At 64.1% G+C, this 21,167-nt stretch carries 21 protein-coding genes; 6 read left to right on the forward strand and 15 right to left on the reverse strand.

The window, feature by feature from the left end:
- Position 1 precedes the first annotated feature (1 nt).
- The 10 genes from ACWTV1_RS08555 to ACWTV1_RS08600 all read right to left on the reverse strand — a co-directional run bounded on the left by ACWTV1_RS08555 (position 2) and on the right by ACWTV1_RS08600 (position 11,406).
- Positions 2–1,861: a YhgE/Pip family protein gene (locus tag ACWTV1_RS08555; protein ID WP_498504918.1), complete on the reverse strand. Its 1,860-nt coding sequence runs from the start codon at positions 1,859–1,861 to the stop codon at positions 2–4.
- Entirely contained in the window at positions 1,858–2,565 is a 708-nt protein-coding gene (locus ACWTV1_RS08560; RefSeq protein ID WP_498504919.1) for a hypothetical protein, read from the reverse strand. The genes ACWTV1_RS08555 and ACWTV1_RS08560 overlap by 4 nt, the downstream gene beginning before the upstream one ends.
- Positions 2,565–3,221, reverse strand: a complete 657-nt coding sequence (locus ACWTV1_RS08565) for a TetR/AcrR family transcriptional regulator (protein ID WP_498504920.1) — start codon at positions 3,219–3,221, stop codon at positions 2,565–2,567. The genes ACWTV1_RS08560 and ACWTV1_RS08565 overlap by 1 nt, the downstream gene beginning before the upstream one ends.
- 106 nt (positions 3,222–3,327) lie before the next feature.
- Positions 3,328–4,755, reverse strand: a complete 1,428-nt coding sequence (locus ACWTV1_RS08570; RefSeq protein ID WP_498504921.1) for an NAD(P)/FAD-dependent oxidoreductase — start codon at positions 4,753–4,755, stop codon at positions 3,328–3,330.
- A 34-nt stretch (positions 4,756–4,789) separates the two neighbouring features.
- The gene (locus ACWTV1_RS08575) at positions 4,790–6,451 is read right to left on the reverse strand and encodes an amidohydrolase (protein ID WP_498504922.1); all 1,662 of its coding nucleotides are present in this window, start codon (positions 6,449–6,451) and stop codon (positions 4,790–4,792) included.
- 86 nt (positions 6,452–6,537) lie between these two features.
- Positions 6,538–7,380 (reverse strand): ABC transporter permease, encoded by an 843-nt coding sequence (locus tag ACWTV1_RS08580; RefSeq protein WP_100387669.1) that lies wholly within the window; start codon positions 7,378–7,380, stop codon positions 6,538–6,540.
- Positions 7,377–8,327, reverse strand: a complete 951-nt coding sequence (locus ACWTV1_RS08585; RefSeq protein ID WP_498504923.1) for an ABC transporter permease — start codon at positions 8,325–8,327, stop codon at positions 7,377–7,379. Before ACWTV1_RS08585 ends, ACWTV1_RS08580 begins: the two co-directional genes overlap by 4 nt.
- A 23-nt stretch (positions 8,328–8,350) precedes the next feature.
- Positions 8,351–9,532 (reverse strand): polyamine ABC transporter substrate-binding protein, encoded by a 1,182-nt coding sequence (locus ACWTV1_RS08590; protein ID WP_498504924.1) that lies wholly within the window; start codon positions 9,530–9,532, stop codon positions 8,351–8,353.
- Positions 9,533–9,544: 12 nt separating this feature from the next.
- Complete coding sequence (locus ACWTV1_RS08595) at positions 9,545–10,789, reverse strand: ABC transporter ATP-binding protein (protein ID WP_498504925.1); 1,245 nt, start codon at positions 10,787–10,789, stop codon at positions 9,545–9,547.
- 179 nt (positions 10,790–10,968) lie between these two features.
- A complete protein-coding gene (locus ACWTV1_RS08600) occupies positions 10,969–11,406 on the reverse strand; it encodes an Lrp/AsnC family transcriptional regulator (RefSeq protein WP_100387666.1) in 438 nt (145 codons plus the stop codon).
- Positions 11,407–11,509: 103 nt separating this feature from the next.
- Between ACWTV1_RS08600 and ddaH the strand changes: the two genes are divergently transcribed.
- Positions 11,510–12,346, forward strand: coding sequence for a dimethylargininase (gene ddaH, locus ACWTV1_RS08605; protein ID WP_498504926.1), 837 nt, complete (start codon positions 11,510–11,512; stop codon positions 12,344–12,346).
- Positions 12,347–12,531: 185 nt separating this feature from the next.
- On the opposite strand, the gene ACWTV1_RS08610 is transcribed toward ddaH, so the two are convergent.
- Complete coding sequence (locus tag ACWTV1_RS08610; protein ID WP_498504927.1) at positions 12,532–12,972, reverse strand: nitroreductase family deazaflavin-dependent oxidoreductase; 441 nt, start codon at positions 12,970–12,972, stop codon at positions 12,532–12,534.
- Positions 12,973–13,022: 50 nt separating this feature from the next.
- Complete coding sequence (locus ACWTV1_RS08615; protein WP_498504928.1) at positions 13,023–14,294, reverse strand: MFS transporter; 1,272 nt, start codon at positions 14,292–14,294, stop codon at positions 13,023–13,025.
- 154 nt (positions 14,295–14,448) lie between these two features.
- On the opposite strand from ACWTV1_RS08615, the gene ACWTV1_RS08620 reads away from it, so the two are divergent.
- The 5 genes from ACWTV1_RS08620 (at position 14,449) to ACWTV1_RS08640 (ending at position 17,003) form a co-directional block, all read left to right on the forward strand.
- The gene (locus ACWTV1_RS08620) at positions 14,449–14,838 is read left to right on the forward strand and encodes a VOC family protein (RefSeq protein ID WP_498504929.1); all 390 of its coding nucleotides are present in this window, start codon (positions 14,449–14,451) and stop codon (positions 14,836–14,838) included.
- A 144-nt stretch (positions 14,839–14,982) separates the two neighbouring features.
- Positions 14,983–15,192 (forward strand): type II toxin-antitoxin system HicA family toxin, encoded by a 210-nt coding sequence (locus ACWTV1_RS08625; protein ID WP_498504930.1) that lies wholly within the window; start codon positions 14,983–14,985, stop codon positions 15,190–15,192.
- A gap of 9 nt (positions 15,193–15,201) precedes the next feature.
- Positions 15,202–15,612: an antitoxin HicB gene (locus tag ACWTV1_RS08630; RefSeq protein ID WP_498504931.1), complete on the forward strand. Its 411-nt coding sequence runs from the start codon at positions 15,202–15,204 to the stop codon at positions 15,610–15,612.
- A 35-nt stretch (positions 15,613–15,647) separates the two neighbouring features.
- Positions 15,648–15,890 carry a HigA family addiction module antitoxin gene (locus ACWTV1_RS08635; RefSeq protein WP_498505052.1) on the forward strand — a complete coding sequence of 81 codons (243 nt, stop codon included), beginning with the start codon at positions 15,648–15,650 and terminating at the stop codon, positions 15,888–15,890.
- A 9-nt stretch (positions 15,891–15,899) separates the two neighbouring features.
- Positions 15,900–17,003, forward strand: a complete 1,104-nt coding sequence (locus tag ACWTV1_RS08640) for an acyl-CoA dehydrogenase family protein (protein WP_498504932.1) — start codon at positions 15,900–15,902, stop codon at positions 17,001–17,003.
- On the opposite strand, the gene ACWTV1_RS08645 is transcribed toward ACWTV1_RS08640, so the two are convergent.
- The 3 genes from ACWTV1_RS08645 to cydD all read right to left on the reverse strand — a co-directional run bounded on the left by ACWTV1_RS08645 (position 17,000) and on the right by cydD (position 21,155).
- The gene (locus tag ACWTV1_RS08645) at positions 17,000–17,497 is read right to left on the reverse strand and encodes a hypothetical protein (protein WP_498504933.1); all 498 of its coding nucleotides are present in this window, start codon (positions 17,495–17,497) and stop codon (positions 17,000–17,002) included. The genes ACWTV1_RS08640 and ACWTV1_RS08645 overlap by 4 nt on opposite strands.
- Positions 17,498–17,500: 3 nt before the next feature.
- Entirely contained in the window at positions 17,501–17,695 is a 195-nt protein-coding gene (locus tag ACWTV1_RS08650) for a hypothetical protein (protein WP_100387658.1), read from the reverse strand.
- Positions 17,696–17,780: 85 nt separating this feature from the next.
- A complete protein-coding gene (cydD, locus tag ACWTV1_RS08655; RefSeq protein ID WP_498504934.1) occupies positions 17,781–21,155 on the reverse strand; it encodes a thiol reductant ABC exporter subunit CydD in 3,375 nt (1,124 codons plus the stop codon).
- Positions 21,156–21,167 lie beyond the last annotated feature (12 nt).

Raw genomic sequence — 21,167 nt, forward strand, 5'->3', positions numbered from 1 at the left:
CTCAGCCTATGAGACTGGGCTGCAGATCGCGCAGGGTGCGGCGGTGGGTCATGCGGGTCACTCCGATCGCGGCGAAGATGAGGGCACCACCGAGCCAGGCGCCGAGCACGAGAGCGTCGGTGCCGACCCGCGCAAGGTCGCCGCCGTACATGAGTTGGCGCATGGCATCCACGACGTAGCCCATCGGCAGAATGTGGTGCAGGGCGGCCAGCGGTGCGGGCAGCGTTTGCCACGGGAAGGTGCCGCCGGCGGTCACGAGTTGCAGCACCATGAGCACGAGGCCCAAGAACTGGCCGACGGAGCCGAACCAGATGTTGAGGGCAAGGATGATCGCCGCGTAGGTGAAGCTCGCTGCCACCATCACGCCGAGGGTGCCGACGGGGTGCGTGAAGCTGAAGCCGAGCGCGATCGCGAGAATGCCGAACAGGGCGATCATTTGAAGCGCGCCCAGGATGGCGGGCGTGAGCCACCCCGCCAAGGTGACCCGGATCGGCGACCGCAGGGCCGTCACGGCGCGCTTGGAGACGGGCTTCACGATGAGAAACAGCGCGTAGATTCCAATCCAGCCGGCGAGAGCGCTGAAGAACGGTGCGAGTCCGGCGCCGTAGTTGCCCGCGGCGGTCACCGAACTTGACTCGACGGCGACCGGATCAGCGATGGCTTCGGCTTGCAGGGCGCGAAGGTCGGCGCTGGAATCGGGCAGTGCCTCCACGCCGCTCGCGAGGCCGTCGCGCAATTCGGCGGTGCCGTCGGAGAGTGTGGAGAGTCCGCTTTCGAGAGTGCTGACGCCAGCGCTGAGTTGCGATGCTCCGGATGTCGCGCTGCCGGTCGCTGTGGCAATCTGCTGCGCCCCCGAGGCGAGCTCAGCCGCGCTACTCGCGAGCGTGTTCGCGCCCGCGGCGAGTTCATCGACCTGAGACACCGCGGACTGCACGGTGCCGTTGCCCTCCGCGATGCGATCACTGAGGGGGTCGAGGGCAGAGAGCACCTCGTCGATCTGAGTGGCGTCGAGGCCCTGCTCGGTGAGCGCGGTGACGAGGTCGGCGCGAGCGGTGGGCAGAGCATCCGCAATGGTTTGGGCGGCTGTGCCCGCACGATCGGCGTAACCGGCAAGCTCGGTGTTGCCGGCAGCGACCTGGGCTGCTCCGGCAGAAAGCTGGTCGGCTCCGCTGGCGAGGCTGCTGGTCGCGGTGCTGAGTTCGGTCAATCCCGAGGCCAGCGTGCTCGCGCCATCCGATAGTTCGTCGGCACCCGAAACGGCGTCGCGCGAGCCGTCGAGCAACTGCGAAGCGCCATCCGCGGCATCCGACAGTTCAGAGCGGATGTCAGAGATAGCCGTCAGCAAAGTGCCGGCCGCTTCTTCTCCCACGAGTTCCGCTACCGAGCGTCGAATCTGTTCCACAGCCTGCTTGCCAATCGTGGACGCGAGGTAGTTATTGGCGTCGTTGGTTTCGAGGTGGATTTCGGCCTGATGCGGGTCGGTGCCCGCGATAGAAGTGAGGGCATCCGAGAAGTCGTGGGGGATCGTGACGGTGAAGTCGACGCTGCCCTCGGCGAGAGCCGTTTCAGCTTCGCCGGGAGTGAGCACGTGCCACTCAAAGTCGTTGCCCTTGAGGAGATCATTGGCGACTTCGTGGCCGTAGTTCACGGCTTCGGTATCGCCATCGGCGGGCACCCCATCGTCAGTGACGACAAGCCCGACGGGAACCTCCGCGAAGCTGCCGTACGGGTCTTGATTCGCCCACAGGTACACGCCGCCGTAGAGCACCGGCACGAGCATGAGCGCGAGCAAGGCCAGCATGGCCATGCGTGACGAGGTGAGTCGCCGCAGTTCAGCGGCGATCATGGAGGGAACCTTCATGCGTTTTCTACTCCTACGCCGCCGCCACTTTGGGCCCAGGCGGCGGTACGTTCATCAAATGCTCCGAGGCTGTTGCGCAGGGTTTGCTCGGCGGCTTCAGCTCGCAGGATCACATCGGCGTGCGTGATCGCCCACTCCGAAGCGCGACCGGCAACAGCCAGCACAGCAAGGCCACGGTCGGCGAACTCGCCGAACAGTGTCCACCAGTCAAGCGGTTGGCCGCCGTGACGATCGGGTGCCGTCACGACCAGCCCTTCGACGTGCGGGCGCAGCACAGCAAGCTCACACAGCACCCGCAAGCGCGTCTTGGGCTCGATGTCCGCAATAGCGGTGGAGGCGAGGGGGCGGAGGCCCCGCTCGTCCAGCCAGCGGCGCGCGGCGAGCGGGTCGGCGCGCTGGCCAGCGAACATCAGCTCTTCGGCGACGACGCCCACGAGCGGTACTCCGGCATCCGGGTCAGAGACGCCGGGGGCATCAACAAGAGCAACGCGACGACGGAGCGCTCGGGCATCCTGCCGCCCGTCGATCGTGACGGTACCGGTCGAGGGGCGCATGCGACCAGACGCGATAAGGCCAAGAACGGTAGGGCGCTGCTCGGTTTCAGCGACAGCGAGAGTCACGCTGCCGCTGGCGAAGCTCGTGGATGTCGCGGGCAAGTCTTCGGCGTTGCGACCCTGAGTGACGCCGCTGAGTTCGACCCGCATCAGCGTTCGACGTCGGTTGCTGGTGCGGCATCCGCGGCAGGGTCGCCGAGGATCTCGGGATGCTGCTCGAGCAGCGCGACGGTTTCACGCCACGAGAGGCCAGCCATGCTGAGCGTGGCGCGCACGGCGAGCGAACGCGCTTCGGGCAGGGCGGCATCAACGCGAGTGATGGCGGCACGGGCGGCCTCTTCGACGAGGCGAGCGAGCGTGGCAACATCCACATCGGTGCGCAGAGTGTTGTCGTCTTGCCCGCGCTGCAGAATCGCGGCGACAGCGGCCCGCAGCGGCGCGAGGGCCTTGCCGGTGGAGGCGAGGTGAGCGTCGTCGAGGGCGCTGGATGCCGCGACCTGAACGTGGGCGGCCTCCTGCCAGAGCAACGAGGTTAGTCGTGCAAGGGCGAGCTGAGCATCCGCGTCGGTGACGCTGAGGGCGATGCGGTTGAAGCGTTCGGCGCCCGCGTCGATGATCTCGGTGACCAGGGCGTTGCGGTCGGCGAAGTGGCCGTAGAGAGCGCGGCGCGAGAGGCCAGCGCTGCGGGCGATGGTGTCGATCGAGGCTTGAGGGTCGTGCGCAATCGCGACGGTCGCGGCACTCAAAATACCGGCGCGGTTGTCGACGGCATCCTGGCGTGGGCGACGAGGAGCGGGGGTGGTCATGCCCTCACTGTAATAACTTGCACAATGCTGTGCAAGTTATTACAGGTGACTTTCAGGTGCCGAACGGCACCCCCGCTACAGCGTCAGAAGCTACGAACTGAAACGCTTACGAATCGAAGCCAAGGCCTAGAGCATCCAGCGTCTTCAGAATCACGTTGCGGCGACCCTTGTTGTGGTCGGCGCGATCGAGCGACCAGCGCGTGGCATTGATACCCATCGAAGCGATCGGCTCAGGCGGGAACGGCAGCGGCAGCTTCTTCACCATCTCCAGCTCGGTGCGCTCCGTCGTGAGGCCGTCGAGCTTGTCGAGCATGACCTGCGCGGCAAAGCGCGTCGCGCCAACACCCAGTCCGGTGAAACCGGCCGAGTACGCGACGCGGCCCTTGCGAGCCAGACCGAAGAACGCACTGAACTGAGTCGACGCGTCAATCGCGCCTGCCCAGCGGTGGCTGAACTTGAGGCCCTCCAGCTGCGGGAACGTCGTGAAGAAGTGACTCGCGAGCTTCTCAAAGCTCTCGGGACGGTTCTCATACTCATCGCGAACCTTGCGGCCGTAGTGGTAAATCGCGTCATACCCACCGAACAGAATGCGGTTGTCAGCACTCAAACGGTAGTAGTGGAACTGGTTCGCCATATCCGCAAGACCCTGGCGGTTCGACCACCCGATCGAGGCAAGCTGCTCGGGGCTCAAGGGTTCCGTCATGAGCACATAGTCATAGACGGGCACCGTGTGCAGGCGCGTGCGCTTCAGCAACGACGGGAAAGCGTTAGTCGCGAGCGCAACCTTGGCGGCGTGAACGCGACCATGCTTGCTGTGCACAACTGCGGCATCCGTGGGCGCACCGGATGTCTCCACCTCACGAACGGGCGAGTTCTCAAAGATCTCTACGCCGAGTTCGCTCGCGACCCGCGCGAGCTCATGAACGAGCTTGGCGGGGTGAATGATCGCGTTGATGCGCTTGTTCCAGATGGCAGCGAGGTAGGTGGGCGAGTTCACTTCGGCACGAACGGCGGCCTCGTCAAGAAAGACGGTGTCGTCGTCGGTCTCGGTATCTTTCAGCCACTCGATCTCGTGCTCTTCAATAGCGAGGTCGAGGGAACCGGTGCGCTCGAAGTCGACATCGAGGTTGAGGGTCTTGACGGTCTCCTCGATCTCATCGAGGTTCTGCAAGCCGAGGCGTTCGAGCTGGTTGTACTCGGTCGGCCAGCGGCTCAGACCGTTCTCTTCGCCGTGGGTGAGGCTGGCTTCGCAGAAACCACCGTTGCGGCCCGAGGCGGCCCAGCCGAGTTCGCGGGCTTCGAGCAGCACAACGCGAGCATCAGGGTTGCGCTGCTTGGCGAGCACCGCAGTCCAGAGGCCGAGATATCCTCCTCCCACAATGGCGAGGTCGGCTTTAACGTCACCCTGCAGCGCACTGAACGTGCGCGCGCCGGCGACATCATCAATCCAGAACGGCTTGTGAATCGAACCCTCAAGGGAGTGGCTAATCACGGATGCCGCTGGCACATTTCTTTCGAACACTACTTTGCCCATGGGGCACTTTCCTCTCTCGCCGGGGCGGCGAGCTTTATGGTTGTGCGGGCGCGCGGTACACGCGCTCGCCTTCGACGAACGTCTGCTCGGTGCGGGTGCGGCCGATGTCGGCCTTTGCTCCCGCGAAGGGGTTGCGATCGAGAACAACCAGATCGGCAAGCTTGCCGACCTCGATCGTTCCCGTCTCATCCAAGTGATTAGTGAACGCGCTGCCTGCGGTGTACGCGGTCATGGCGGTCAGCAGGTCGATGCTCTGCTCAGGCAAGAAGGCGTCGTACTCGCCCTCTTCGTGGCCGGGAGCTGCGATGCGGTTCACGGCAACGTGGATGGCCGCCATCGGGTCGGGGCTCGATACCGACCAGTCGCTGCCCGAGGCCAAGTGCGTTCCGGCCCGGTGCAGGTCGGCCCACGGGTACTGCCACGAGCTGCGCGGGTCACCCAAGAACGGCAGGGTCAGATCGACCATCTGGGGCTCAAGTGCAGCCCAGTACGACTGCAGGTTGGCGGTGACGCCCAACTCGGCGAAGCGGTGAACGTCATCCGGATGCACGACCTGAAGGTGCGCAATGTGGTGACGGTTGTCGTTGGGCCCGTTGATCGCTCGCGCAGCTTCTACCGCGTCGAGGCACTCGCGAACCGCGCGGTCGCCGATGGCGTGAAAGTGCACTTGGAAGCCGAGCGCATCGAGTTCGGTGACGTTCGAGATCAGCTGGGCGGCATCGACGAAGGAGATGCCCGAGTTGTCGGTGTGGTGGCCACAGCCGTCGAGGTAGGGCTCCAGCATGGCGGCCGTGAAATTCTCGGCAACGCCGTCTTGCATGATCTTCACGCTCGTCGCGGCGAAGCGCCCGGCAGCGTTCTTCTCGCGGCGCATCACCAGTTCGGGAATCTGTTCCGGGCCACGCGTGCGGTCCCACCAGAGGGCTCCGACCACGCGAGCGGTGAGGTCGCCCGACTCGGCCGCAGCCATGTAGGCGGGAGTAGCATCGCCAGCATCCCCGTAACCACCCAAGATGGCGTCTTGCCACGCGGTAATGCCGAGCGAGTGCAAATACTCTTGGCCAATCAGAAGCGCGCGAGCATAATCTTCGGGCGATGTTTCGGGCAGCAGCGCATTCACAAGCGACATCGCGCCCTCGTGCAGCGTGCCGGTGGGGTTGCCGTCGGCGTCGCGCTCGATGCGGCCATCGGCAGGGTCGGGAGTCTCGGCGGTGATGCCGGCAAGCTCGAGCGCCCGCGAGTTCACCCAGGCGCCATGGCCGTCGCGGTTCGGGATGAACGCGGGGCGGTCGGCAACAGCCAGATCGAGATCGGATGCCGTTGGCGTGCCACCGGGGAAGGCCGACATGTTCCAGCCACCGCCCAAAATCCACTCGAGCTCGGGGTTCGCTGCGGCATAGTTCGACAGCCGCGCTACATACTCATCGCGCGTCGAGTCCTCGGAGAGATCGCAGCGGATGAGGTCGAGCCCGCCCCACACGGCGTGCACGTGGGCATCCTGAAATCCGGGGATCAGCAATTTTCCATCGAGGTCGATGACCTCGGTGTCGGGGCCGATGAAGGGGTGGATGTCGGCGTCGACGCTGCTGAGCGCGATGATGCGGCCCTCACGCACAGCGACACTTCCGCGCTGGGGTTCTTCGCCGGTCGCCGTGAAGATGGGGCCGCCGGTGAAAACGAGGTCAGCGAACGTCATAGTTTTGTGCACTTTCTGGTTGGTGCGAGGGGTACAGCGGGGCGGATGCTGGCGGGAAGCGTGACCGTGGTCAGCGCGAAAGTGGCCTAGCCGCCGCCCACGGTCTTGGCGATGTCGGTGGCGGAATCGCCGGCACGACGCAAGACGTAAGCCACGAGCCCGAGAGCCAGCAGCGTCAGCAGCAGCATGATCGTCGAGACGGCAGCGATTTCTGGGCGCAGGCCCGTGCGCACGGCACTCAGCACGTAAACGGGCCACGGTGTTGAACCGGAAACCTGTACGAAGGCCGACACGATCGTGTTGTCGAGGCTGAGAGTGAACGAGAGCAGCCCACCCGCGAGAACGGCGGGCATCACGAGCGGGAGAGTGATCTGCGTGAAACGCTTGAACGGCGGAGCGTAAAGGTCGGCCGCGGCCTCCTCCAAGCTTTCGTCGATGCCCACGAGGCGCGAGCGCACGATGTACGCCACGACAGCGGTCGCGAAGAGTGAGTGGCCGACGACGAGGCGAACGAGGCCATTGTCGAAGATGCTGAGGCCCAGGTCTTGACCGAGGAACACCATCCACGGCAAGAGCGAAACGGCATCCACGATCTCGGGGGTCACCGTGACGAGCACGAGAAGCAGCAAGAACGGTGCTGCCCACTTACCGGCGCGACGGGCGAGCGCAACGCCCGCCATCGTGCCGAGAGCGGTAGCGATGAGAGCGGCAACGAAACCGGTCTGGATCGACACCATCACGGCATCCGTAATCGCTGGCTTGGTGACGATGGCAGCGAACGAGCCGAAGCCGAATTCGTTCCACGCGACCAGCAAGCGGCCCTCGTTGAACGAGTAGATGATGATGACGGCGATCGGCGCAAAAAGGAACGCGAACACGATCACTGCCCACACCTTGAGCGAAAGGTCTGTCAGGGCTAGTCGCTTCATGACTTGTCTCCCAACACGAGTTTCTGATTGGCGCGCAACGGCCATGCCGCGAGCCAGGAGATGAGGGCGGCAATTGCCACAGTGGTGAGAATTGTCAGCACGAGAACAACAGCCATCGCCGATCCCAGTGCCCAGTTTTGGGCGGTCTGGAACTGGTTGGCGACCATCTGACCAGCCATGTTCCCCTTGGCGCCACCGAGCACGGTTGCCGTGATGTAGTCGCCCATGAGGGGGATGTACACGAGCAGGATGCCCACGACGATGCCGGGCTTAGCCAGCGGGAGCGTCACGTTGAAAAGCGTCGACCAGCGGCCTGCGCCGAGGTCTTTGCTTGCTTCACGCATGGGCAGCGCGACGCGGTCGAAAGCAACGAACATCGGCAGAATCATGAGCGGCAAGTAGTTGTACACCACACCGATGAGAACGGCGGTGCGGGTGTACAAAATCTCGAGTGGCTCGTTCAGTAGGCCGATCGATTGAAGGGCATCCGAAAGAATGCCGCTCGGCGCCAGGATGATCTGCCAGCCGATGGTGCGCACCAGAAAGTTCGTCCAAAACGGGATCATGACCATCGCGAGCAGGATGCCGCGGCGAGCAATGGGGGCTTTGAACGCAAGCCAGTAGGCGAAGGGAATGGAGATGGCCAGGCAGATAAGCGTGCCGACCACCCCCACCCATAGCGTGTTCTGGAATGTCGCGAAGAAAGTCGGAGACAACGCTTCGGCGTAGCGGTCAAAAGACAGCACGTCGTTGGCGTGGGTTCCGAAGATGCCCGGTTTGTATCCGAAGCTAAACCACACCACGAGCGCAACGGGCGCGACAAAGAAAGCGAACAGCCAAGCCCAGGCCGGGATGGCGAGGGCAAAGCTGGGCAGCTTCAACCAGCGAGGGCGATGTGAAGGCGCCTTTCGCGGCGGGGCCGTGTGGCTCTCGAGGGTAGTGGTCATAGTTGATTCCGGATGGTCGCGGGTTAGGCGCCGGCCGAGGCCTTCGTCTTGTCCCAGATTTCTACGATGCGCTGCTGTGCCTCGCCGATGGTTTGAGTGTGCATGGTGCTGACCTGGTCAGCATCAAAGAAGACGAGGTCGAGCATTTCGAGTCCTTCATCGCGGGCAGTTTCTTCGATGCCGGCGCCACCGGTGTGGTAGCCGATGTAGTCGAGTTCGCGCAGTGAAGCCTCAGGGGTGAGCACGTAGTTGATGAAAGCGTGAGCGGCTTCAGGGTTGGGTGCGCCTTCGGCGATCGCCCAGTTGTCCATCCAGAGTTCGGTGTCGGGCGAACCGAGCACCCACTGCCAGCGGTCGGGCTCGGAGCTCTCCATGATGCCGATGCGAGCGTCACCGTTCCAGGACTGCATGAGCATGTGCTGAGCCTGCGGAATGGCGGCGCCACCGGGGTAGGAGTCGAAAGCGGAGATATGCGGCGCGAGCTGTGTGGTGAGGAACTCTTCGGCCGCGGCAAGGTCAGCCTCGTCGGTGGTGTTCCAGTCGATGCCGTTAGCCCAGTAGTAGATGCCGAGCAGGGGAGCAGGGTCATCGAGAACGGACGTCTTGCCGCTGGCTTCGTTCTGTGCCGCGTCGATGAAGTCTGCCCAGCTGGTGAGTTCACGCGTAATTTTGGTCTTGTCGTAGACGAAACCGGTGGTGCCCCACGCCTTGCAGATCGAGTACTCGTTCTTCGGGTCCCAGTCGCGAGCCAAGAACGCAGGGTCCATGTCGGCGATGTTGGGGATGAGGTCGAGGTTCAGCTTGCTGAGCAGGCCGTTCTCGATCATCTGCGGGATGAACGGGCCGGTGGGCACGACGATGTCGTAGCCACTCGTGCCGCGCGCAGCGACGAGTTTGGAGATGAGTTCTTCGTTGGAGTTGAAGGCATCGAAGGTGACCGTGGGGCCGAGTTCGTCGCTGAACTCAGTGACCAGATCGGGGTCGTCATAGTCGCCCCAGCTGTAGACCGAGAGCGAACTTTCCAGATCGCCACCCGTCGCCTGGGGTGCCGAGCTCGAGCCAGCATCTGTGCTGCACGCAGCGAGAGCTGCAGCGCTCGCGGCCGCACCCGACAGCGCGAGAAAGCGTCGACGGTTGAGTTCGCTCTTCATGATCTTCGTTGCCGAGGTTGAGGCAAGAATTCGAATGGAATTGTCGTGTGACATCAGGTTGCTCCCTTAAAGCGAGATCGAGCTGGTCGGTGGTGCGGGGTTAGAAACGGCGCGAGCGATATCGGCCTGAGCCTGGGTTGCTTGCTCGCTGGGGAAGAGGTGAACAGACGACGCGTCCCAGGTGCAGACGACAGCGTCGCCGACCGCGAGCCGCGGTGCGTTCGGGCGCGGAACCCGCGACAGAAGAGTGTGACCATCGCCGATCGAGACCAAGAACTGCAGCGTCTCACCCTGGTGAGAAACTCCGAGCACTTCGCCCGCGATCCGGTTCTCTGCGGTGGGGGCGGTGGCTGCGCTGGTGCCAGCGGTCGCCGTGACCGTGACGGCCTCCGGGCGAACAGCGGCTTGAGCATCCACGCCAGCTTCGAGTTCTGGATGCGGGATCACCGAACGCAGAACACCGAACGGTGATTCCATCACGTTCAGGTCACTCGTCATCATGCCCGGCAAGAAGTTTTGCTGGCCAATGAAGCCGGCGACGTAGGCGCTCGCGGGGGAGTCGTAGATCGAGTCAGCGTCATCCAGCTGCTCAATGCGGCCCTTGCGCATGATGGCGATGCGGTCGCTCATCGAGAGCGCCTCACCCTGATCGTGCGTCACGAAGATGAAGGTTATGCCGAGGCGTGACTGCAGAAGCTTGAGCTCGATCTGCATTTCCTCGCGCAGTTGGCGGTCAAGCGCACCCAGCGGCTCGTCAAGAAGAAGAACGGCAGGGCGGTTGATGAGGGCCCGGGCGAGCGCGATGCGCTGCTGCTGGCCACCCGACAACTGCGTGGGCTTGCGGTCGGCGAACGAGCGCATCTGCACGAGATCGAGCGATTCACTAACCCGCTCGCGAATCTCCGACTTAGGCGTGCCCTTTTGGCGAAGACCATAGGCCACGTTCTCGGCGACACTCATGTGCGGGAAGAGAGCGTAGGCCTGGAAAACCGTGTTGACATTGCGCTTGTGGGGCGGAATGCCCACGACATCCTGCCCAGAAATGCGGATGCTGCCCGACGTGGGCTCTTCGAAGCCGGCGAGCATGCGCAGCGTGGTTGTCTTGCCGCAGCCCGAGGGGCCGAGCAAAGAGAGGAACTCACCGGGGCGCACGTGCAAGCTGATGTTGTCGACAGCAACGGCGCCACCGAACTTCTTGGTCACGCCCTCAATGACAACGGAACCTTCAGGTTCGCTTGTGTTCGCCGCGTCTGCGTTCGCACGGTCCGCGGCTGAGCCTGCGGGCATGGTGTTCTGGGCTGAAACCGTCACGTTCTTGCGCACCTCCGAGTTCGCGAAAACTGATTCGCGAGTGACACGTAGTCAATCGGAAAACAGAGCGAAGCGCAACGGTTTGCATGGTTAAGATCGTGTTACGGAACGGATTTCGTTGTTTTTTGATGATTTCACGGTGCAAATCTAAGAAATCGCAATAGCGTCACACGGGCTGGTCACTCGTAGCGGCGGTGAATGAGGCGAGACAGCACAATGGAACTGCGCGTGTTGTCGATGTTGGTGGCGGTGCGCAGCCGCTCGAGCGCGACTTCAAGCGAGTGGATGTCGCGGGAACGCATGTGAACGACAGCGTCAGCAGACCCGCTGACTGTTCCGGCATCCACCACTTCGGGAATGGCACTCAAGATGCGCTTGAGTTCGTGCGGAGCCACGTTGCCGCGGCAAAAGAGCTCGACATACGCCTCGGTGCCCATGCCGTCGATGGCCGGATCGACCTGCACTGTGAAGCCGCGGATGGTGCCGTTGGCGACGAGACGATCGACGCGCCGTTTAACTGCGGAGGCCGAAAGCCCCACCGCTTCTCCGATATCTCCATAGCCTGCGCGGGCATTGAGGCGGAGCATGTCGATGATTCCTGCGTCCAGCTTGTCCATTTATCCAGCGTACGGCGGTTTGTTGTGCGCTGGCTAGGGTATGCGCGTAAATAGTGCGCAGATTGCGGAGACATTGCGGATAGGTGCGTGAAACACTGGGGCTATGACGATCACTGACACCGAATCGACCACGCCTGCACGCCAGGCCACCGCGAAGACCGTGCTGATGTGCCGTCCTGACTTCTTTACGGTCACGTACAGCATCAACCCGTGGATGAACCCCAACGACCCCACCGACACTAGCCTCGCTGTGAAGCAGTGGCAGGCGCTGTACGACACCTACATTGACCTCGGTTTCACCGTCGAGCTCATCGACCCCATCGACGGCCTGCCCGACATGGTCTACGCCGCCAACGGTGGTTTCGTGATTGACGGCAAGGCCTACGGCGCCCTCTTCACCTACGACGAGCGCAAAGCGGAAGGCCCCGCCTACATGGACTGGTTCGGCGCCAACGGCTTCGACGTGGCCTCCCCCCAGAACGTTAATGAGGGTGAGGGCGACTTCCTCCTTGTCGGCGACAACATCCTTGCAGGCATGGGCTTCCGTACTTCAGTCGAAAGCCACCGCGAGTTAGCTGAACTCTCGGGCCGCAACGTTGTCTCCCTCAACCTCATTAACCCGAGTTTCTACCACGTCGACACCGCCATCGCGAAGCTCGACGAAACCAACATCGCCTACCTCGAGAGCGCCTTCGATGAGCCCTCGCTTGAGAAACTCCGTGCGCTGTATCCCGACGCCATTCTCGCTAGTGAAGAGGATGCGGCAGTGCTCGGACTCAACTCCTACAGCGACGGCTACAACGTCGTTATCGCAGCCCGCGCGAAAGACTTCGAGCGTCAGCTCAAGGAACGCGGCTACAACCCCATCGGCGTCGACCTCTCCGAGCTGCTGCTCGGTGGTGGCGGCGTGAAGTGCTGCACGTTGGAACTTCGCCGCTAGCCGGCACGGTACCTCGGCTTCGTCGCTACGCGTCGTGGGGTGCCTCGATTTCACCGATGAGCGGCGCGATACCTAGATTTCGCTGCTCCCCGGAGAAGATGCGCATGGCGCACTGAACAGAACGGATGGCCTGCGCCACGAGCGCGGGCCATTCGTGTTTTCGCTGAGGTGCAGTGTTCGCGCGGTTAGCGCTCCTCGCAAATCACGACGGGGATGTCGCGCGTGGTCTTGGTCTGGTACTCCGCGTAGCGCGCGTTGGCGGCGACGATCTGCGGCCACAGTTCTGCCTTCTCGGCGGGGCTGGCGGTGTGAGTGCGCACGGGAACGGTCCGTCCGCGAACGGTGATTTCGGCATTCGGATTCGCCTGCAGATTGCGGTACCAAAGCGGGTCGCGGTCGTCGCCGCCCTTCGACGCCACGATCACCCAACGGCCCTTGCCGTGCACGGGCGCCGTCAGCATCGTTGAGCGGCGGATGCCCGACACCCGTCCCGTGGTGTGAAGCTCAAGTGAGGGCATGCCGCCCAGAGTCCAGCCGAGGCGACCGCCCGATACGGCAAGGATCGCGCGGTGCACGCCGTTCATGAGTTTCATGCCGAGGTCGCTGAGACGGTTGCTAGTGCTCATAGGTCTATTCTCGCGCTTCTGTTGGGTGAGGGTTGAGAGCGTTCAGACGTTCAGACAGCCGCGCGGCGCTGCGGCGGGCGCACGAAGATCGCAAGCACAGCGACCGCAATCGGGATGCTCGAGAACCACACGGCCGGCTCGGTGAAGTTGCCGCTCACGTCGACGGCCAGAGAGAGGGCGATCGGGCCGAGAGCCGTTGAGCCCAGGGCGATCGCGGTCGTGACGCCGCGAATGGAGCCGATGTGGGCGGTGCCGTAGTAGCGCACGTAGGCGGCGGCTTCCATCCCGCGCAGGCTTCCGCCGGCCGCACCGAGCACGAGACCGTAGAGAACGGCGGTGCCGTCGGGGCCGACGACGGAGAGCAGCATTAGCGAACCGGCGAGCGTGAGCATCGAGAAGATGACGAACAGCTTGGGGCTTACGCGGTCGACGAAAGCGCCGACGATGAGGGTTGCCGCAATGCCCGTGACGGTTTGCGGGAGAAAGTTGGCGGCCGCTTCGAACGGGGTGAGCCCGCGCTCGCCGAGGATCGCGATCTGGTGGAAGGCGAGGCCGGTGCTCAGCATGCCGGAGGCGGCGAGAGAGGCCGCGATGACCCAGAACATGCCGGTGCGGGCTGCTTCGCCGAGCATCCACGATTCCTTTTGGATGACGATCTGCGCCATTGAGAGATCTTCGGTCTGGGCGGCGGCCCGGCTGCGCTTCGGCAGGATGAACGCGAGCGGTACGACGACGGCGAGCACGATCGCGGCTTCCCACCGCCAGGCAGCATGGATGCCGACAGCCGAGATAAGTCGTTCGAGGCCGACGGGGGCGAGGGAGATTCCGGCGGATCCGATGGCGGCCGTGATGCCCAGCGCCAGACCGCGGCGATGGGTGATGGCGCGGGCGACCGCCGTGGTGGCGGCGAGGCTGAGGGCACCCTGGCCGAGCATCCGCACCCCGACGAAGCCGGCGGTGAGACCAGCGATGCCGTCAACGAAACTCAGGGCGAGAAGCACGCTCGCGAATAGGGCGCCGATGACGATGGTGACGTAGCGGGCGCCGAAGCGGTCGAGGGCGCGGCCGATGAAGGGTTGGGCGGCGGCACCGACGATAGTGCCGAAGAAGTAGCTGACGGAAATGCCGGTGCGAGAGATGTCGAGTTCTGCGATGAGGGGGTCGGTGTAGACGGAGATTCCGGCGGTCTGGCCCGGCGCCGTCATCACGGAGATGACGCCCGCTGCGGCGACTAGGCTCACCCACGGCAGCCACTTCGTGGGGGAGCGCTGTGCGGGGGAGCGTCGGCCCGTCTGCACCACGTTCACGTCAGAGGAAACCACAACCACTCAACCCTTCGTACCCACCGTCGGGCCAGCGCTTGGCGTTGCGACTTCTGCCGCAACGCATAGCCAAAATCGTACTAGCCCTGCTCGCGTTGGAAGCGCGCTAGCCTCAGTTCACCTCGAGTCGTCTCCCGGAGAAAAAAGGAGCATCATGTTTTCACCCACCACGGCTTTTTCTGGCTTCAGCGTCAACGACCTCGACGCGGCTCGAACCTTCTACTCCGAGACTCTGGGCCTCACGGTCACCGATGGTGGCATGGGCACCCTGCGCCTCACGCTTCCCGGCGGCGCCGAAGTGACCATCTACCCCAAGGAGACCCACGAACCGGCGAGCTTCACCATCCTGAACTTTGCGGTGGAGGATGTCGAAGCCGCCGTCGATGCGCTCAACGAGCGTGGCGTGGTGACCAAGATTTACGACGACGGCGACCTCACGGGCGACCTCGGCACGGACGCAAAGGGCATCATGCGCGGGCACGGCCCCGAGATCGCGTGGTTCAAGGATCCCGCTGGCAACGTGCTTTCGATTATTAAGGCGTGATTTCTGGTTTTGTCGCGTCGACCGTTGCGGCGAACAACGCTGTGTGGGACAGACTCGTCGGCCCCGACGTGTGAAGTGGCGAACATATGGATGGGCTGTCTAGCGGGGCTTGATGGAAAAATCAAGAGGGGCTAGAGTAAACTAATGCCGAAGCCGCAAAAGTACCGCGATGTAATCAAGGTAGTGAAAGCAAACGGCTGGGTATTCCTTCGCGACGCAAAAGGCAGCCACGAACTGTGGGGACTGCCTGATGGGTCGGTAAAAGCAGTGATTCCGCGTCATGGAGAAGTGAGCGCCGGAGTCGTTGGGCAATTGATGAAGAATTTGCCGGAGACCCCGCAGAACTGGCGATAGGGGAGAGTCATGTCAGACCAGAAAACATACGGTGTCACAGCGCGTAAAGATGGTCGTTGGTGGCTCGTGAGCATTCCTGAGCTCGACGCCGTAGGTCAGGCGCGCAAGGCCGCAGAGATTGAAGAAGTCGCCCGCGAGATCATCGGGCTCTGGCTCGATGTGGAACCTAATTCTTTCGAGATCGATCTCGATGTAGAAATCCCCGGCGCCGCGCGTGACGCTTGGCTGCGCGCTAAAGAGCTCGAAGCTGCAGCCCGCAAAGAAAGCGCTGAAGCCGCTGCTTTCGCAAGGAGAGCTGTTGCAAGTCTCCGCGCGGACGGACTCACGTACAAAGACGCGGGAATCGTGCTGGGTCTTTCGCCCCAACGCGTGCAGCAACTCAGCAAGAGCGACGCTGAAGCGCTGGCAAAGAGCGCTTAGAAGAGCGACAACAGAAACGGAGCAGGATCGTGAGTATGCATAACTCTCCGCACCCGGGCATCCTGCTTGAGGACTATCTCGGGGACATCAGCCTTGCTGAAGCCGCGCGACGCCTCGGCGTGACGGAGAGCACGCTCGCGCTTCTCCGTGACGGGAAGGAGACGGTCAGTGCTGAGCTGGCTGCACGCTTGGGAATGCTCCTCGGCACTAGCGCTGAACTTTGGCTTGGGCTTCAAGCTGACTATAACTGCAGCGCGGCGTCAAGCGCGGCACAGTAGCGTTGACCCATGACGGTACTCACCCCAGCGCTGCTTGATCGCATCCGGTCGCGGGCCGCACGTTACGACCGCGAGAACATCTTCTTCACCGAAGACCTGCAAGAGTTGCGTGCCGTTGGCTACTTGAAGCCGCGCAGTTTGCGTGAGCTGTCGGATGATCAGCGCCTGCTCGCTGCGTACGCTCCGGCCACGGCGCTCGCCATCAACATGCACCTCGTCTGGATCGGTGTTGCGTGGGCTCTGCGCGAGCGCGGCGACTCGAGCCTCGACTGGCTGTTGGCGGATGCCGAAGCCGGCGAAATCTTTGCCTTCGGCTTGAGCGAACCCGGCAATGATCTCGTCATGTGGGACTCGCTCACCACCGCCGAAACCGTCGAGGGCGGTTACGCGTTTACGGGCACCAAGATCTTCACCTCGCTGTCTCCGGCGTGGACCCAGCTGGGTCTCTTCGGCAAGCACACGGCCGACGATGGCACCGAAACCCTCGTGCATGGTTTCATCTCTCGCGATGAGCCCGGCTGGCGGTCGCTCGGTGACTGGGACACCCTCGGCATGCGCGCCACCCAAAGCCACACGACGGTGCTGGATGGCGCCTTTGTCCCCGCGAACCGCGTCGCCCGTGTGCTGCCTGTCGGCCCCAACGCCGATCCATTCATCTTCGCTGTCTTCGCCAACTTTTTGCCGCTCATCGCCTCCGTCTATGCGGGCCTCGCCGACCGCGCCCTCGAACTCGGGGTCGAAGCACTGCAGCAGCGCAGCTCGGCCATGAGCGGAGAGACGTACTCCGAGCATCCGGATCTGCGCTGGCGCATGGCGGATGCCGCCCTTGCGCTCGATGCGATCGAACCCCAACTGCACAGCATCGTCGATGACGTTGATGGGCTCGTGGATCACGGGGCGGGCTGGTTCCGCAAGCTGACCGGTGTGAAGCACCGCAGCATCGAAACCGCACGCCACGTTGTCGACCAGGTCATGCGCTCAGCCGGGGGAGGAGCCTTCCGGAGCACAAGCGAACTCGCGCGACTGCAACGCGATGTGCTCGCCGGCATCTACCACCCCTCGAACCCGGAGTCGGTGTACAAGACGGTCGCGAGCGATCTGTTCGGGAGCTAGCCGCCGTTGATTGCGATGCTCACCCAGCCCAGCAGCGCGAGAACAACAGCGATGCCGCCGAGCGAGATTGCGATACGCGGTCGCTTGCCCAGAACCAAGTAGTAGAGCGCGGTCGCGATAGGGGCGGTCCACGCTCCAGCTGCGATCATGAACATGCCCAGGAACACGGGAGTGTCTAGGTGGGTGATGGGCCCCGTAACAAAGACTGCGAGACCAGGCACGATCCCGAAGAGTGGACTCAGCGCGATGAATAGTGCGATGGGGAGCGCTCGAGCGGGAACTCGTGCGCTCAGCCACAACCACGTTGGCACGCCGAACAGGGCCGCTACCGGGAGGCCCAGTGCAGTTGCGCGGGCGAAAGCGTGCAGCAGCTCCGTGCCTGCCGAGCCGTAGTAGGGAGTTCCCAGCACTACGAGCACAGTGCCCAGAGCCAATGCCACCGCGACGCAGCCGAGGACGGCGGCGATGTCTTTGATGCTTCGCTGCGGATGCACGATCTAAGACTTCTTCGTCGCGCGTCGATGCTGCCAGATGAGTACTAACCCCACGGTGAAGGTAGCGAGATGAGCAAGAACCCCCAACGTCGTCAGGCTGTCCGTGAGCGCTCGCAGGAGAAGAAGGATCAGCGAGCCAGCAGCGACAATCACGCCGCTCCAGAAGAGGGCTGCCGTGCTTCTCGTATTGTTCGTCATCGCATCCTCCGGCAGCCGTTCTGAAAAACGACGTTGCCTCAATGGTAACTATCGCAGCCGCTCACCACGTGTGCGCGTAACCGAGCTAGACCGCAGCGACCTGCTCGCGCGCCCCGAGCCGCAGGCTCACGTCGTCGTCGCGACGCTCATCGTCGTGATGGCTGACGAGCACCACTATCTTGTCGGCGAGAGCCGTGCGCAGGTCGGTGATGAGTTGTTCGGCGCTCGCGGCATCCAAGTGGGCGGTCGGCTCATCGAGCAGCACAACATCCGCCCGCGTGAGAAGAGTTCGGGCAACCGCGAGGCGCTGGCGCTCGCCACCAGACAGGCTTTCGCCGGCCGAACCCACCCGAGTGTCGAGGCCGCGGTCGAGCGAATCGAAGAGCGGGCCAAGACCTACCTGGCGCAGCACCGCGACGAGCTCCTGCTCGGTCGGCTGATCAGCGTGCGCGCGGCCCAACAGCAGGTTCGCGCGGATCGTCGAATCGAAGAGGTGCGACTCCTGCGGGCACCACGTCACCGCCGCACGCAATTGCTCGGGCGACAGCTCGCGGGCATCCACACCGTTAAGGCTCCACGAGCCAGCGGCCGCCGGAAGATACCCGAGCAGCGCCGCCAACAACGTCGACTTACCCGCGCCCGAAGGTCCTTCCACGACAAGCCACTCGCCACGCTCAACCCGAGCGGTGGCGCCCGAGAATGCCAGCGTCGGGCTCGAAGGCCAGCGGATGCCGAGCTCGCTCAGTTCGAGAACGGTCACGTCACCGAGGGGCTGATCTGCGCTCGCGGCTCCGGCCTGCGTGCTCTTGCTGCGGCGCGTTCCCGCAGCAGCGCCGCCGGGAACAGCACCGCCAGCAGCATCCGCACGCTCAACCCCCGCGGTAACCCCACGCACCTTCGCAAGCGCAGCACTCAGCGCCGGCCATTGCTGCACGGAGTCGACGAAGGCGATGAGCGAGTCAACGAGGCCGATGGGGATGAGAACGAGTACCGCGACAATGCCAATAGGCAGGGTGCCAGCGACGACGGCGGGAGCGGCGACGGGCAGCATGGCGACGGCGGTCACCGAGCAGGCGAGTACGACGACGGCGTTGCCGATTCCGAGGGCGCGGGCGCTGCGGCGGGAGAGGGCACCGGCTTCGGCGTCGATGTGATCGAGGCGGGCGAGCATCCGCTCCCCAACACCGTTGGCGCGCAGGTCGCTGGCCGCACCGGTCATGGCAGCGAAGGCGCGCACGACGCGGGACTGCACTTCGGCGATGCCGTTAGCGGCGGAGCGGTCGATGATCACGGCGATGATGGGCGCCGCAATGAGCCCGACCGCGAGACCCGCGAGCAACACGGGGACAGCGGGCGCGTGCAGCAACCCGACCGCGATGAGCGCAGCGAGCGACGTGCCCAGAGCAACGGCGGGCGGCAGCACGACGCGGGGCACGAGATCGCGCACCCGGTCGGAAGCAGCAACGAGGTAGTCGAGGGCGACCCCGCCATTGGCGAGGGCGCGCGAACCGAGCGCCCGAGCGCCAAGACCATTCCACAGGGCGACGCGCAACTCGATCACCGAGCCGAGCACCGCACGGTGGGTGGCGAGGCGTTCGGCGTAGCGCAGGGCGGCGCGACCGATGCCGAAGAACCGCACGCCCACAATGGCGACGAGCAGGAACATGATCGGTGGTTGCTCGCTCGCCCGCACGATCAGCCAGCCCGAGAGAGCCGTGAGGGAGAGCGCGAAGAGGCTCGCGCCGGTGCCGAGAGCAATCGCTCCGACAAGGGTTCCGAGGGCGGGGCGCACAAACTCGAGCAGGCTGGCGAGAGTCGCGCGGGTAGTGCGAGGCGCGTCGAGAGCGTCAACATCCACGTCACCGTCAACCGTCATCGGGTCAACGCGCGCCTCGACGGCACGGGTGCCGCCCGATGCACCCACGGCCACAACCTGATCGGCCAGCGCCGCGATTCCCGTTTCATGCGAGGCAACAAGAACCGTGACGGGGCGACCACGCAGGTCAGCAATCGCGGCTTCAACGCGAGCAGCGGATGCCGGGTCCAAGTGTGCGGTCGGCTCATCGAGCAGCAACAGGGTTGCGCCCGCTTCGACGCGCAGCAGTCCACGTGCGACGGCGATGCGGCGCAGCTCGCCCGGGCTCACCTGGCGCGGATCAGCCTCGGCGACGGCAGTGAGGCCGAGGTCAAGCAGCACCGACTTGATGGCTTTTTCGTCGCTGCTGTAGAGGCGAAGTTCATCGATCACGGTGTCAGCAACGGTGTGCGGATGCTGCGGAACCCAGGCCACGCGGGAGACGTCGATGCCCCACACGCTGCCGCCGCTGGGCTCGCGATTGCCCGCGAGCACCTCAAGAACACTGGATTTTCCGCTGCCGCTTGGCCCATCCAGAGCAGTGATGGTGCCGGGCGTTGCGCGGAAGTTGAGTTTGTCGACCGCGGGCCGTGCACGACCCTCGTAAGAAATGGTCAGGTCGACGACGCGGAAGCCACCCGCACTCTGGCGGTGCTCCCGAGCGCGCGGTGCATCAATGATCGTGCGGGCACGGCGCAGAGCGGTGAGGCCGTTCTCAGAGGAGTGGAACGCGGCACCCAACTCGCGGAAGGGCGCGAAACACTCGGGCGCGAGCACGAGAGCGATGAGGCCGACGGTGAGGGAGAGCTGACCATCCACGAGTCGAACGCCGACGAAGACAGCGACCACCGCAACCGAAATGGTGGCGATAAGTTCGAGAACAAGAGCGGAGAGGAATGCGGTGCGCAGAGTCTCCATCGTCTTGGTGCGGTTTTCGGCGGAGATCGCGCGCAGCGCTTTCGACTGCTCCGCAACGCGGCCAAGCCCCACCAGCACGGGAAGGCCACGGGCCAACTCAACGAGGTGATCGGAGAGTCGTTCGAGGCTCGCGCTGGCGGCTTCGGCACGCTCGCGCGTGTGACCGCCAACAAGAATCATGAACACCGGCACGAGGGGAACGGTCAGCACAATGATGAGCGCGCTCACCCAGTCGACCGACAGGATGCGGGCGCCAATTAGCAACGGAACCGTCGCGGTCGTCACAATCGCAGGCAGCACCACGCGGAAGTAGTTGTCGAGCTCATCAAGACCGACGGTCGCAATCGCGGTACTTGCTCCCGAGCGGGCGTCGGAGCCAGTGAGCACTCGCTCCGCGAGTTCGTGGCGCAGAGACTCCTTGGCGCCTAACGCGGCGCGCGTCGCGAAACTCTCCGTTGCCCAGGCGGTAGCCGCGCGGAGGAGACCAGCCGCGATGCCTAGAACGATGGCGAACTGCCAGGCTGCGGCATCCGCTTCGATAACGCCGACGACGCCGCGAGCGACAGCCTCGGCCATCAGAACGAGGGCCAACCCCTTGAGGGAAGCCAGCAGCCCCAACCCGAACAGTGTGTGCACACCGCCCGGGCCGAAGCCTGCCGCAAGTCGTTCCTGGAGTTTGGCTCTCATGCCCTCCATCGT

The sequence above is a fragment of the Salinibacterium sp. VpJ6 genome, assembly GCF_059767345.1.

Coding starts and splice junctions, on each gene's coding strand:
- ACWTV1_RS08640 (WP_498504932.1), top strand. CDS start 15,900: ATGACGGTACTCACCCCAGCGCTGCTTGATCGCATCCGGTCGCGGGCC.
- ACWTV1_RS08585 (WP_498504923.1), bottom strand. CDS start 8,327: ATGACCACTACCCTCGAGAGCCACACGGCCCCGCCGCGAAAGGCGCCT.
- ACWTV1_RS08580 (WP_100387669.1), bottom strand. CDS start 7,380: ATGAAGCGACTAGCCCTGACAGACCTTTCGCTCAAGGTGTGGGCAGTG.
- ACWTV1_RS08555 (WP_498504918.1), bottom strand. CDS start 1,861: ATGAAGGTTCCCTCCATGATCGCCGCTGAACTGCGGCGACTCACCTCG.
- ACWTV1_RS08570 (WP_498504921.1), bottom strand. CDS start 4,755: ATGGGCAAAGTAGTGTTCGAAAGAAATGTGCCAGCGGCATCCGTGATT.
- ACWTV1_RS08610 (WP_498504927.1), bottom strand. CDS start 12,972: ATGAGCACTAGCAACCGTCTCAGCGACCTCGGCATGAAACTCATGAAC.
- ACWTV1_RS08565 (WP_498504920.1), bottom strand. CDS start 3,221: ATGACCACCCCCGCTCCTCGTCGCCCACGCCAGGATGCCGTCGACAAC.
- ddaH (WP_498504926.1), top strand. CDS start 11,510: ATGACGATCACTGACACCGAATCGACCACGCCTGCACGCCAGGCCACC.
- ACWTV1_RS08650 (WP_100387658.1), bottom strand. CDS start 17,695: ATGACGAACAATACGAGAAGCACGGCAGCCCTCTTCTGGAGCGGCGTG.
- ACWTV1_RS08620 (WP_498504929.1), top strand. CDS start 14,449: ATGTTTTCACCCACCACGGCTTTTTCTGGCTTCAGCGTCAACGACCTC.
- ACWTV1_RS08630 (WP_498504931.1), top strand. CDS start 15,202: ATGTCAGACCAGAAAACATACGGTGTCACAGCGCGTAAAGATGGTCGT.
- cydD (WP_498504934.1), bottom strand. CDS start 21,155: ATGAGAGCCAAACTCCAGGAACGACTTGCGGCAGGCTTCGGCCCGGGC.
- ACWTV1_RS08635 (WP_498505052.1), top strand. CDS start 15,648: ATGCATAACTCTCCGCACCCGGGCATCCTGCTTGAGGACTATCTCGGG.
- ACWTV1_RS08590 (WP_498504924.1), bottom strand. CDS start 9,532: ATGTCACACGACAATTCCATTCGAATTCTTGCCTCAACCTCGGCAACG.
- ACWTV1_RS08560 (WP_498504919.1), bottom strand. CDS start 2,565: ATGCGGGTCGAACTCAGCGGCGTCACTCAGGGTCGCAACGCCGAAGAC.
- ACWTV1_RS08600 (WP_100387666.1), bottom strand. CDS start 11,406: ATGGACAAGCTGGACGCAGGAATCATCGACATGCTCCGCCTCAATGCC.
- ACWTV1_RS08625 (WP_498504930.1), top strand. CDS start 14,983: ATGCCGAAGCCGCAAAAGTACCGCGATGTAATCAAGGTAGTGAAAGCA.
- ACWTV1_RS08575 (WP_498504922.1), bottom strand. CDS start 6,451: ATGACGTTCGCTGACCTCGTTTTCACCGGCGGCCCCATCTTCACGGCG.